The organism is Roseinatronobacter ekhonensis (genome assembly GCF_900499075.1).
GTDB lineage: Bacteria > Pseudomonadota > Alphaproteobacteria > Rhodobacterales > Rhodobacteraceae > Roseinatronobacter > Roseinatronobacter ekhonensis.
This window is the reverse complement of sequence record NZ_UIHC01000072.1, coordinates 1-9,465: the sequence shown is the minus strand read 5'-3', so window position 1 is coordinate 9,465 and position 9,465 is coordinate 1. Positions and strand designations below refer to the sequence as shown.

Here is a 9,465-nt window from a genome sequence, read left to right as displayed (position 1 = left end):
CCGGGCGACAACCTGAAATTCGAGGTCGAGCTGATCGCGCCCATCGCCATGGAAGAGAAGCTGCGCTTCGCCATCCGTGAAGGCGGCCGCACCGTCGGCGCAGGCGTCGTGTCGAAAATCATCAAGTAATGTGACGGGCAGGGAGCGTGGATATCCACGCCCCTGTCCTTCCGAAGGAACAGACAGATGCAAGGTCAGAATATCCGCATCCGGCTCAAGGCCTTCGATTACCGCGTGCTTGATGCAAGCACGCAGGAAATCGTGAACACGGCCAAGCGCACGGGCGCTCAGGTGCGCGGTCCTATTCCGCTGCCGAACAAAATCGAAAAATTCACGGTGCTCCGTGGTCCGCATGTCGATAAGAAATCGCGCGACCAGTGGGAAATCCGCACGCACAAACGTCTTCTCGACATTGTCGATCCGACGCCCCAGACGGTGGACGCGCTGATGAAGCTCGACCTGGCGGCCGGTGTCGATGTCGAGATCAAAGTTTAAGGAGCCGGGCTGATGCGCTCTGGAGTTATTGCAAAGAAGCTGGGCATGACCCGGCTGTTCATGGAGGACGGGCGGCAAGTACCCGTGACGGTCCTTCAACTAGACGGGTTGCAGGTGGTTGCACAGCGCACTGCCGACCGGGACGGGTATACTGCGGTGCAGTTGGGCGCGGGCGCGGCGAAAGCCAAGCGAATTTCCGCCCCGATGCGCGGCCACTATGCCAAGGCAAGTGTCGCGCCGAAGCGCAAGCTGGCCGAGTTCCGCGTCAGCCCGGATAACCTGATCGAAGTGGGCGAGGAAATCACCGCCGACCATTATTTCGAGGGCCAGTTCGTGGATATCGCGGGCAACTCCATAGGTAAGGGTTTCGCGGGTGCGATGAAGCGTCACAACTTCGGCGGTTTGCGCGCGTCCCACGGTGTGTCGATCAGCCACCGTTCGCACGGGTCCACCGGCCAGTGCCAAGACCCCGGCAAGGTGTTCAAGGGCAAGAAAATGGCTGGCCACATGGGCGCTGCGCGTATCACCACGCAGAACCTGCAAGTGGTGCGCACCGATAGCGAACGCGGCCTGATCATGGTCAAGGGCGCGGTTCCCGGCTCCAAGGGCGGCTGGGTTACAATCAAGGACGCGGTCAAGAAACCGTTCCCTGAAAACGCGATCCTGCCTGCCGCGCTGAAATCGGCTGCTGATGCTGCGCGCAAGGCCGCCGAAGAGGCCGCCGCCGCCGCTGCCGCTGAAGAAGAGGCAGCACGCCAGGCCGCATTGGAAGCCGAAGCTGCGGAGCAGGATGCTGCTCTGAAAGAGGCTGAGGATTCCATCGAAGCCGATAAGAAGGAAGGCGAGTGATATGAAACTCGACATCGTTAATCTGCAAGCAGGCAAGGCCGGCGAAGTCGAGCTGAACGAGGCCATTTTCGGCCTTGAACCGCGCGCCGACATCCTGCACCGCGTGGTGCGCTGGCAGCGGGCGAAAGCCCAAGCTGGCACTCATAAGGTGAAAACCAGGTCGGAAACCAGCTACTCGACAAAGAAGATCTATCGGCAAAAGGGCACCGGTGGCGCGCGCCATGGTGACCGGAACGCGCCGATCTTCCGTTCGGGTGGTGTCTACAAGGGCCCGACCCCGCGCAGCCACGCACATGACCTTCCCAAAAAGGTGCGTGCTCTGGGTCTGCGCATGGCGCTCTCCGCGAAAGCGGGCGCCGGCAAACTGGTGGTTCTGGACTCGACCGATATGGCCGAAGCCAAGACCGCAGTGCTGGCAAAGGCTGCCAAAGAGTTGGGTTGGAAAAAGGCCCTGATCATTGACGGCGCGGAAGTAAGCGACAACTTCGCCCGCGCCGCGCGCAACCTGGATGGGGTCGATGTGCTGCCGTCGATCGGGGCGAATGTCTATGACATCCTGCGCCGTGACACGCTGGTCATCACCCGCGCCGGGCTCGAAGCACTGGAGGCTCGACTGGCATGAGCGTGAAAGCAGACCATTACGACGTGATCCGCAAGCCGATTATCACCGAGAAGGCAACCATGGCCTCTGAGGCCAATGCCGTTGTGTTCGAAGTGTCGATCGACTCGAACAAGCCGCAGATCAAAGATGCTGTCGAAGCAATCTTCGGCGTGAAGGTGAAGGCGGTGAATACCTCCATCACGAAAGGCAAGACCAAGACGTTCCGTGGCATGAAAGGCCGCCGGAAAGATGTCAAGAAAGCCTATGTCACGCTCGAAGACGGAAATGCTATCGACGTGACCACCGGGCTTTGATAAGTGAAGCCCTACTCAGCGGCCCCGACGCTCTCGGGGCCGCTGATTATTTGGCGCATCGCGCCTGATTTCTAACCGGACCTTTTGGTCCAGAGCTAACGGAAGACAGAAAGCATGGCACTCAAGTCGTATAGACCGACGACGCCGGGCCAGCGTGGGCTGGTTCTGATCGACCGTTCGGAGCTTTGGAAAGGTCGCCCGGTCAAGTCCCTTACGCAGGGTCTGACCAAGTCGGGCGGTCGGAACAACACCGGACGGATTACTGCACGCCGCATTGGCGGTGGTGCAAAACGCCTGTATCGAATTGTCGATTTCAAGCGCAACAAGCTGGATGTTCCGGCCACGGTAGAGCGGATCGAATATGACCCGAACCGTACGGCCTTCATCGCGCTGGTAAAATATACCGACGGCGAACAAGCCTACATCCTGGCACCGCAGCGTCTGGCTGTTGGCGACAAGATTGTGGCGTCGGTCAAGGCCGACATCAAGCCGGGGAATGCGATGCCGTTTTCGGGCATGCCCATCGGCACAATCGTGCACAACATCGAAATGAAGCCCGGCAAGGGTGGCCAGATCGCACGTTCGGCGGGGACTTATGCCCAGTTTGTCGGTCGTGACGGCGGCTACGCACAGATCCGCTTGTCTTCGGGCGAGCTGCGCCTTGTCCGTCAGGAGTGCTTTGCAACGATTGGCGCGGTGTCCAACCCCGACCACTCGAACCAGAATTTCGGTAAAGCAGGTCGCACCCGCCATCAGGGCAAGCGCCCGTCGGTGCGTGGTGTTGCTATGAACCCGATCGATCACCCCCATGGTGGTGGTGAGGGTCGCACCTCTGGGGGCCGCACGCCTGTTACGCCTTGGGGTAAAGACACCAAGGGTCGCAAGACGCGCTCCAACAAGCAGACCGACAAGTATATCTTGCGGTCTCGCCACGCGAAGAAGAAGGGTCGCTAATCCATGGCACGTTCAGTTTGGAAGGGCCCTTTCGTTGATGCTTACGTTTTGAAAAAAGCGGAAAAAGCACGCGAATCGGGTCGCAATGAAGTTATCAAGATCTGGTCGCGCCGCTCGACCATCCTGCCCCAGTTCGTGGGCCTGACGTTCGGCGTATATAACGGGAAAAAGCACGTCCCCGTTAACGTGACCGAGGACATGATCGGCCAGAAGTTCGGTGAGTATTCGCCGACGCGGACCTATTACGGGCACGCGGCTGACAAAAAAGCGAAACGGAAATAAGCCATGGGTAAAGAGACAAATCCGCGCCGCGTGGCCGAGAATGAAGCTATGGCGAAGACACGCATGTTGCGCACTTCGCCGCAAAAGCTGAACCTCGTCGCTGCCATGATCCGCGGCAAGAAAGTTGATCGCGCGTTGACCGATCTGACCTTCTCGAAAAAGCGTATTGCTGGCGACGTCAAGAAATGCCTGCAATCGGCGATTGCCAATGCTGAAAACAACCATGGTCTGGATGTGGACGCGCTGGTTGTCGCGGAAGCATGGGTCGGTAAGAACCTGGTCATGAAGCGGGGCCGTCCGCGGGCACGCGGCCGCTTCGGCAAGATCATGAAGCCGTTTTCCGAACTGACCATCAAGGTTCGCCAAGCCGAGGAGCAAGCATAATGGGTCACAAGGTAAATCCGATTGGTATGCGCCTTCAGGTCAACCGCACCTGGGACAGCCGCTGGTTCGCGGAAAGCAAGGATTACGGCAATCTGTTGCTGGAAGACCTGAAAATCCGCGAATTCATCCATGATGAATGCAAGCAGGCTGGCATCAGCCGCGTGATTATCGAGCGTCCGCACAAGAAGTGCCGCGTCACGATTCACACGGCGCGTCCCGGCGTGATTATCGGCAAAAAAGGTGCCGATATCGAAACCCTGCGCAAGAAGCTTGCCAAGTTCACCGACTCTGACCTGCATCTCAACATTGTAGAGATCCGCAAGCCCGAATTGGATGCACAGTTGGTCGCGGAATCGGTCACGCAGCAGCTTGAGCGCCGTGTCAGCTTCCGTCGTGCGATGAAGCGCGCGGTGCAGAACGCCATGCGCATGGGTGCCCTTGGCATCCGTGTGAACCTGGCGGGTCGTCTGGGTGGTGCAGAGATTGCGCGCACGGAATGGTATCGCGAAGGGCGGGTGCCGTTGCACACGTTGCGCGCCGATATCGACTACGCGCATTCCGAAGGCCAGACGGCTTACGGCATCATCGGTGTGAAGGTGTGGATCTTCAAGGGCGAGATCATGGAACATGATCCGCAGGCGCGTGATCGTCGGCATCAGGAACTTCAGGACAGCGGCGGCGCATCGCGCCCGCGCCGTTGATCCGAGTGAAGGAGTAAGACAATGCTGCAACCGAAACGGACCAAGTTCCGCAAACAGCACAAGGGCCGGATCAAGGGCGAAGCCAAGGGCGGGTTTGACCTGAACTTTGGTGGCTATGGCCTGAAAGCGCTGGAGCCTGAGCGCATCACCGCGCGTCAGATCGAAGCTGCCCGCCGTGCCATGACGCGTCACATGAAGCGTCAGGGCCGTGTCTGGATCCGCATCTTCCCGGATGTCCCCGTCACCTCTAAACCCACCGAAGTTCGTATGGGTAAAGGTAAAGGCTCGGTCGATTTCTGGGCCGCGAAGGTCAAGCCCGGCCGCGTTATGTTCGAGATCGACGGTGTCGGTGATGCTGTCGCGCGCGAGGCGCTGCGCCTGGCCGCGATGAAGCTGCCGATCAAGACCCGCGTCGTTCAGCGCGAAGACTGGTAAGACGTTTTTGTCACGCTTTGGTTTGCCCCGGCTTTGGTCGGGGCAGATTGTTTTTTGCAGAGCTTGCCAAGCGGGCGCAACGCGCCTATACGGCACGCTCATCCACCTCCGCCGGGAATCAGGGTGACCCTGTCACAGGGGCCCTCCGGTGATTGTTGACTGAAGGAATGGCCATGAAAGCCGAAGATCTGCGATCCAAGACACCGGATCAGTTGCGCGACGAACTGGTCGCGCTGAAAAAGGAAGCGTTTAACTTGCGCTTCCAGAAGGCGACCAACCAGCTGGAAAACACAGCCCGTATTCGCCAGGTTCGCCGGGATGCCGCACGCGTCTCGACCATCCTCAACGAACAAGCCCGCGCTGCGGCGGCGAACTAAGGAGCTGGCCCTATGCCCAAACGCATCCTGCAAGGCAAGGTGACGAGCGACAAGAACGACCAGACCGTTACGGTCCTGATCGAGCGCCGCTTCACGCACCCCGTCATGAAGAAAACGGTTCGGAGCACGAAAAAATATCGCGCCCACGACCCGCTCAACCAGTTCAAGGTTGGCGATACTGTTCGGATTATCGAATGTGCGCCGGTCTCGAAGTCCAAGCGCTGGGAGGTACTGGTCGACGCTTCGGCTTAAGACCCGTTCCAACCAGACTTATCGAAACCCTGGGCAAGATGCCCAAAGGTCGGGAGAAACCAAATGATCCAGATGCAGACCAATCTGGATGTTGCTGACAACTCTGGCGCACGCCGAGTTCAGTGCATCAAGGTCCTCGGCGGTTCCAAGCGGCGCTATGCGTCGGTGGGCGACATCATTGTGGTGTCGGTCAAGGAAGCGATTCCGCGGGGCCGTGTAAAGAAGGGTGACGTGCGTAAAGCCGTCGTCGTTCGGACCGCAAAAGAAGTGCGCCGCGAAGATGGCACATCCATCCGTTTCGACCGCAACGCGGCCGTGATCCTCAACAACGCGAACGAGCCTGTCGGCACCCGTATCTTCGGGCCGGTTGTGCGCGAATTGCGGGCCAAAAGCTTCATGAAGATCATCTCGCTCGCGCCGGAGGTGTTGTAATGGCTGCGAAGTTGAAAAAAGGCGACAAGGTTGTCGTTCTGACCGGCAAGGACAAGGGCAAGCAAGGCGAGATTTCGACCGTCATGCCCAAGGCCAATAAAGCCGTTGTGGACGGGATCAATATCTCCATCCGCCACACCAAACAGAGCCAGACCAGCCAGGGCGGACGCCTGCCGCAGGCCATGCCTGTCGACCTGTCCAATCTGGCACTGGTAGATGGCAACGGCAAAGCGACGCGCGTCGGCTTCCGCGAGGAAGACGGCAAGAAGGTGCGTTTCGCGAAGACAACCGGGGAGGCGATCTGATGCTGGATCAAGCCAACTATACCCCTCGTCTGCGGGGAGTGTTCAAAGACACCATCCGTCCCGCGATGAAGGAAGAATTCGGCTACAAGAACGACATGATGATCCCGAAGCTCGATAAGATCGTGCTTAATATGGGCATCGGTGAAGCCGTCAAGGACACCAAAAAAATCAAGTCGGCACAAGCTGACCTGACTGCGATTGCGGGCCAGAAGGCCGTGATCACCAAGGCGCGCAATTCGATCGCGGGGTTCCGTGTTCGCGAAGAGATGCCGCTGGGTGTCAAAGTAACCCTGCGTGGTGAGCGGATGTACGAATTCCTCGACCGCCTGATCAACATCGCTCTGCCCCGTGTTCGCGACTTCCGCGGCGTTAAGGGCACGTCGTTTGATGGCAATGGCAACTACGCCATGGGCATCAAGGAGCATATCGTGTTCCCAGAGATCAATTTCGATCAGATCGACGAGATGTGGGGGATGGATATCATCATCTGCACCACCGCGAAAACCGACGCGGAAGCCAAGGCGCTGTTGAAGCATTTCAACATGCCCTTCACAAGCTGACGCGAGAGGGAGAGAACCGATGGCTAAAAAAGCAATGGTCGAGCGCGAGAAGAAGCGTCAGAAGCTGGTCGCGAAATACGCAGCCAAGCGCGCTGAGCTGAAAGCAATCGCCGCCGACGCAGAACGCCCGATGGAAGAGCGTTTCAAGGCAAACCTGAAACTGGCACAATTGCCGCGGAATTCTTCGGAAACCCGCTTGCACAACCGCTGCCAGCTGTCCGGTCGCCCGAAAGCGTATTATCGCAAATTGAAACTGTCGCGGATCGCGCTGCGGGATCTGGCCTCCAAGGGCCAAATTCCAGGCATGGTCAAGTCGAGCTGGTAAGGAGATAGGATCATGTCCATGAACGATCCGCTCGGCGATATGCTGACCCGTATCCGCAACGCACAATTGCGCGGCAAATCGACGGTGCGCACGCCCGCGTCGAAGTTGCGTGGCTGGGTGTTGGATGTGCTGCAAAGCGAAGGATATATTCGCGGTTATGAGCAGGCCACGTCCAAGGTTGGCCACCCGGAGCTTGAAATTTCGCTGAAATATGCAGATGGTGCCCCCGCCATCCGCGAATTGCAGCGTATTTCGACCCCCGGTCGCCGCGTTTATTCCGGTGTTCGTGAAATTCCGCAGGTCCGCAACGGCCTTGGTATTTCGGTAGTCTCTACGCCCAAGGGCGTGATGTCCGATGCAGCAGCACGCGCCGCCAATGTTGGTGGCGAAGTGCTCTGCCGTGTGTTCTAAGGAGGGCTGAGATGTCTCGTATTGGCAAAAAGCCTGTCGAACTGCCTTCGGGCGTGAGCGCGCAGGTCTCGGGCCAGACCATCGAGGTCAAAGGCCCGAAAGGCACCCGCAGCTTCACCGCTGGTGATGACGTGGATATCGTGCTGGATGGCAACACTGTTTCCGTCAAACCACGTGGTCTGTCGAAGCGCGCGCGCCAGCAATGGGGTATGACCCGCTCGATGGTGGCAAACCTTGCCACCGGCGTGACTGACGGTTTCAAGAAGGAACTGGAACTGGTCGGCGTTGGCTACCGTGCTGCGATGCAGGGCAAGGACCTGAAACTGTCGCTGGGCTATAGCCACGAAGTGATTTTCGAGGTTCCGGCCGGCATCACCGTGTCCGCTCCCAAGCAGACTGAAGTTGTGATCGAGGGAATGGACCAGCAACAGGTCGGCGAAGTGGCCGCGAATATCCGCAAGTGGCGTTCGCCCGAGCCCTACAAGGGCAAGGGCATTCGCTACAAGGATGAGTATATCTTCCGTAAGGAAGGCAAGAAGAAGTAAGGGCGCGAAAGATGGCGAACATAAAGCAAAAGCTGTTCCAAAAACGCCGCCTGCGCGTTCGGAACAAACTCAAGAAACTGGCCAACGGGCGTCCGCGCCTGTCTGTCCACCGCTCCAACAAGAACATCAGCGTTCAGCTGATCGACGATGTGCGCGGTGTGACAGTGGCTTCGGCCTCGACACTGGAAAAGGATTTAGGTGTCGTGGGTGTCAACAACAAGGACGCAGCCGCCAAGATTGGTGCCGCGATTGCCGAGCGTGCGAAAGCCGCTGGCGTCGAAGAGTGCTATTTCGACCGTGGCGGCTTCATCTTTCACGGTAAAGTCAAGGCTCTGGCCGAGGCTGCGCGTGAAGGCGGCCTGAAGTTCTGAGGAGACGATTATGGCAGAAAGAGAAAACCGCCGGGACCGCCGCGAGCGCGACGAAACCCCGGAATTCGCCGATCGTCTGGTCGCGATCAACCGTGTGTCGAAAACCGTGAAAGGCGGCAAGCGCTTCGGCTTTGCAGCCCTCGTGGTTGTCGGCGATCAGCGCGGTCGTGTGGGCTTTGGCAAGGGCAAGGCGAAAGAAGTGCCCGAAGCCATTCGCAAGGCAACCGAACAGGCCAAGCGCCAGATGGTGCGCGTTCCGTTGAAAGACGGCCGCACGCTGCATCATGATATCGAGGGCCGCCACGGCGCGGGCAAGATCATCATGCGCCAGGCCGTTCCGGGCACGGGTATCATCGCCGGTGGTCCGATGCGCGCCGTGTTCGAGATGCTGGGATTGCAGGACGTGGTTGCCAAGTCGACCGGAAGTCAGAATCCTTACAACATGATCCGCGCGACGTTTGACGCGCTGAAGAACTCTGCAAGCCCCCGTCAGGTGGCGCAGCGTCGCGGCAAGAAGGTGGCAGATATTCTGCGCAAGCCTGAAGCCGAGACCGAAACCGCAGACGCGTAAGGAAGGGTCAGAACAATGGCAAAAACCATCGTGGTCAAACAAATCGGCTCTCCGATCCGTCGCCCCGCCGTCCAGCGCGCTACGTTGGTCGGGTTGGGCCTGAACAAGATGCACCGCACCCGCGAACTGGAAGATACCCCTTCCGTGCGCGGCATGGTTAACTCGATCTCGCACCTAGTGTTCCCCACCTGACACAGGATTCCCATTGAGGGCCTGATGTGCTATATTCGGGACATGAGACGCAATGACATTTGCCTTTACCTTGGCCCCGCCGACCGTGCTGAGCTTCAAGCTCTGATCA

At 58.8% G+C, this 9,465-nt stretch carries 21 protein-coding genes; all 21 read left to right on the top strand.

Features of this window, described 5'->3' with window-relative positions:
* Window positions 1-129 (top strand): EF-Tu C-terminal domain-related protein (locus tag ROE7235_RS17715; RefSeq protein WP_503128425.1); only part of this gene is annotated, 129 nt, incomplete at its 5' end.
* A gap of 57 nt (window positions 130-186) precedes the next feature.
* The gene (gene rpsJ / locus ROE7235_RS17710) at window positions 187-495 is read left to right on the top strand and encodes a 30S ribosomal protein S10 (RefSeq protein ID WP_072244307.1); all 309 of its coding nucleotides are present in this window, start codon (window positions 187-189) and stop codon (window positions 493-495) included.
* Window positions 496-504: 9 nt separating this feature from the next.
* Window positions 505-1,344 carry a 50S ribosomal protein L3 gene (gene rplC, locus ROE7235_RS17705; protein WP_121096980.1) on the top strand — a complete coding sequence of 280 codons (840 nt, stop codon included), beginning with the start codon at window positions 505-507 and terminating at the stop codon, window positions 1,342-1,344.
* Window position 1,345: 1 nt separating this feature from the next.
* The gene (gene rplD / locus ROE7235_RS17700; RefSeq protein WP_121096978.1) at window positions 1,346-1,966 is read left to right on the top strand and encodes a 50S ribosomal protein L4; all 621 of its coding nucleotides are present in this window, start codon (window positions 1,346-1,348) and stop codon (window positions 1,964-1,966) included.
* Window positions 1,963-2,259 (top strand): 50S ribosomal protein L23, encoded by a 297-nt coding sequence (locus ROE7235_RS17695; protein ID WP_121096976.1) that lies wholly within the window; start codon window positions 1,963-1,965, stop codon window positions 2,257-2,259. Before rplD ends, ROE7235_RS17695 begins: the two co-directional genes overlap by 4 nt.
* A gap of 114 nt (window positions 2,260-2,373) precedes the next feature.
* Window positions 2,374-3,213, top strand: coding sequence for a 50S ribosomal protein L2 (gene rplB / locus ROE7235_RS17690; RefSeq protein WP_121096974.1), 840 nt, complete (start codon window positions 2,374-2,376; stop codon window positions 3,211-3,213).
* 3 nt (window positions 3,214-3,216) lie between these two features.
* A complete protein-coding gene (gene rpsS, locus ROE7235_RS17685; protein ID WP_072244312.1) occupies window positions 3,217-3,495 on the top strand; it encodes a 30S ribosomal protein S19 in 279 nt (92 codons plus the stop codon).
* Window positions 3,496-3,498: 3 nt separating this feature from the next.
* Window positions 3,499-3,879, top strand: a complete 381-nt coding sequence (gene rplV / locus ROE7235_RS17680; RefSeq protein ID WP_072244313.1) for a 50S ribosomal protein L22 — start codon at window positions 3,499-3,501, stop codon at window positions 3,877-3,879.
* Complete coding sequence (rpsC, locus tag ROE7235_RS17675) at window positions 3,879-4,580, top strand: 30S ribosomal protein S3 (protein ID WP_121096972.1); 702 nt, start codon at window positions 3,879-3,881, stop codon at window positions 4,578-4,580. The genes rplV and rpsC overlap by 1 nt, the downstream gene beginning before the upstream one ends.
* 21 nt (window positions 4,581-4,601) lie before the next feature.
* Window positions 4,602-5,015, top strand: coding sequence for a 50S ribosomal protein L16 (gene rplP / locus ROE7235_RS17670; RefSeq protein ID WP_072244315.1), 414 nt, complete (start codon window positions 4,602-4,604; stop codon window positions 5,013-5,015).
* Between the two features lie 173 nt (window positions 5,016-5,188).
* Window positions 5,189-5,392, top strand: a complete 204-nt coding sequence (rpmC, locus tag ROE7235_RS17665; RefSeq protein WP_121096984.1) for a 50S ribosomal protein L29 — start codon at window positions 5,189-5,191, stop codon at window positions 5,390-5,392.
* A 12-nt stretch (window positions 5,393-5,404) separates the two neighbouring features.
* The gene (gene rpsQ, locus ROE7235_RS17660) at window positions 5,405-5,644 is read left to right on the top strand and encodes a 30S ribosomal protein S17 (RefSeq protein ID WP_121096970.1); all 240 of its coding nucleotides are present in this window, start codon (window positions 5,405-5,407) and stop codon (window positions 5,642-5,644) included.
* 63 nt (window positions 5,645-5,707) lie between these two features.
* Window positions 5,708-6,076, top strand: coding sequence for a 50S ribosomal protein L14 (gene rplN, locus ROE7235_RS17655; RefSeq protein ID WP_121096968.1), 369 nt, complete (start codon window positions 5,708-5,710; stop codon window positions 6,074-6,076).
* Window positions 6,076-6,381 carry a 50S ribosomal protein L24 gene (gene rplX / locus ROE7235_RS17650; RefSeq protein WP_121096966.1) on the top strand — a complete coding sequence of 102 codons (306 nt, stop codon included), beginning with the start codon at window positions 6,076-6,078 and terminating at the stop codon, window positions 6,379-6,381. Before rplN ends, rplX begins: the two co-directional genes overlap by 1 nt.
* Window positions 6,381-6,941 carry a 50S ribosomal protein L5 gene (gene rplE, locus ROE7235_RS17645; protein ID WP_121096964.1) on the top strand — a complete coding sequence of 187 codons (561 nt, stop codon included), beginning with the start codon at window positions 6,381-6,383 and terminating at the stop codon, window positions 6,939-6,941. Before rplX ends, rplE begins: the two co-directional genes overlap by 1 nt.
* Before the next feature lie 19 nt (window positions 6,942-6,960).
* Window positions 6,961-7,266, top strand: coding sequence for a 30S ribosomal protein S14 (gene rpsN, locus ROE7235_RS17640; RefSeq protein WP_121096962.1), 306 nt, complete (start codon window positions 6,961-6,963; stop codon window positions 7,264-7,266).
* 12 nt (window positions 7,267-7,278) lie between these two features.
* A complete protein-coding gene (gene rpsH / locus ROE7235_RS17635; RefSeq protein WP_183073569.1) occupies window positions 7,279-7,677 on the top strand; it encodes a 30S ribosomal protein S8 in 399 nt (132 codons plus the stop codon).
* Window positions 7,678-7,688: 11 nt separating this feature from the next.
* Window positions 7,689-8,222 carry a 50S ribosomal protein L6 gene (gene rplF / locus ROE7235_RS17630; protein ID WP_121096960.1) on the top strand — a complete coding sequence of 178 codons (534 nt, stop codon included), beginning with the start codon at window positions 7,689-7,691 and terminating at the stop codon, window positions 8,220-8,222.
* Window positions 8,223-8,233: 11 nt separating this feature from the next.
* On the top strand, window positions 8,234-8,593 hold the full coding sequence (gene rplR / locus ROE7235_RS17625) for a 50S ribosomal protein L18 (protein ID WP_121096958.1): 360 nt from the start codon (window positions 8,234-8,236) through the stop codon (window positions 8,591-8,593).
* A 10-nt stretch (window positions 8,594-8,603) separates the two neighbouring features.
* The gene (gene rpsE, locus ROE7235_RS17620) at window positions 8,604-9,164 is read left to right on the top strand and encodes a 30S ribosomal protein S5 (RefSeq protein ID WP_121096956.1); all 561 of its coding nucleotides are present in this window, start codon (window positions 8,604-8,606) and stop codon (window positions 9,162-9,164) included.
* Between the two features lie 15 nt (window positions 9,165-9,179).
* Window positions 9,180-9,356 (top strand): 50S ribosomal protein L30, encoded by a 177-nt coding sequence (gene rpmD / locus ROE7235_RS17615; RefSeq protein ID WP_121096954.1) that lies wholly within the window; start codon window positions 9,180-9,182, stop codon window positions 9,354-9,356.
* Window positions 9,357-9,465: the final 109 nt, after the last annotated feature.

What these genes read in the sequence shown, in the direction of transcription:
- rpsJ (WP_072244307.1), top strand. Translation starts at nt 187, where the DNA reads ATGCAAGGTCAGAATATCCGCATCCGGCTCAAGGCCTTCGATTACCGC.
- rplD (WP_121096978.1), top strand. Translation starts at nt 1,346, where the DNA reads ATGAAACTCGACATCGTTAATCTGCAAGCAGGCAAGGCCGGCGAAGTC.
- ROE7235_RS17695 (WP_121096976.1), top strand. Translation starts at nt 1,963, where the DNA reads ATGAGCGTGAAAGCAGACCATTACGACGTGATCCGCAAGCCGATTATC.
- rplB (WP_121096974.1), top strand. Translation starts at nt 2,374, where the DNA reads ATGGCACTCAAGTCGTATAGACCGACGACGCCGGGCCAGCGTGGGCTG.
- rpsS (WP_072244312.1), top strand. Translation starts at nt 3,217, where the DNA reads ATGGCACGTTCAGTTTGGAAGGGCCCTTTCGTTGATGCTTACGTTTTG.
- rplV (WP_072244313.1), top strand. Translation starts at nt 3,499, where the DNA reads ATGGGTAAAGAGACAAATCCGCGCCGCGTGGCCGAGAATGAAGCTATG.
- rpsC (WP_121096972.1), top strand. Translation starts at nt 3,879, where the DNA reads ATGGGTCACAAGGTAAATCCGATTGGTATGCGCCTTCAGGTCAACCGC.
- rplP (WP_072244315.1), top strand. Translation starts at nt 4,602, where the DNA reads ATGCTGCAACCGAAACGGACCAAGTTCCGCAAACAGCACAAGGGCCGG.
- rpmC (WP_121096984.1), top strand. Translation starts at nt 5,189, where the DNA reads ATGAAAGCCGAAGATCTGCGATCCAAGACACCGGATCAGTTGCGCGAC.
- rpsQ (WP_121096970.1), top strand. Translation starts at nt 5,405, where the DNA reads ATGCCCAAACGCATCCTGCAAGGCAAGGTGACGAGCGACAAGAACGAC.
- rplN (WP_121096968.1), top strand. Translation starts at nt 5,708, where the DNA reads ATGATCCAGATGCAGACCAATCTGGATGTTGCTGACAACTCTGGCGCA.
- rplX (WP_121096966.1), top strand. Translation starts at nt 6,076, where the DNA reads ATGGCTGCGAAGTTGAAAAAAGGCGACAAGGTTGTCGTTCTGACCGGC.
- rplE (WP_121096964.1), top strand. Translation starts at nt 6,381, where the DNA reads ATGCTGGATCAAGCCAACTATACCCCTCGTCTGCGGGGAGTGTTCAAA.
- rpsN (WP_121096962.1), top strand. Translation starts at nt 6,961, where the DNA reads ATGGCTAAAAAAGCAATGGTCGAGCGCGAGAAGAAGCGTCAGAAGCTG.
- rpsH (WP_183073569.1), top strand. Translation starts at nt 7,279, where the DNA reads ATGTCCATGAACGATCCGCTCGGCGATATGCTGACCCGTATCCGCAAC.
- rplF (WP_121096960.1), top strand. Translation starts at nt 7,689, where the DNA reads ATGTCTCGTATTGGCAAAAAGCCTGTCGAACTGCCTTCGGGCGTGAGC.
- rplR (WP_121096958.1), top strand. Translation starts at nt 8,234, where the DNA reads ATGGCGAACATAAAGCAAAAGCTGTTCCAAAAACGCCGCCTGCGCGTT.
- rpsE (WP_121096956.1), top strand. Translation starts at nt 8,604, where the DNA reads ATGGCAGAAAGAGAAAACCGCCGGGACCGCCGCGAGCGCGACGAAACC.
- rpmD (WP_121096954.1), top strand. Translation starts at nt 9,180, where the DNA reads ATGGCAAAAACCATCGTGGTCAAACAAATCGGCTCTCCGATCCGTCGC.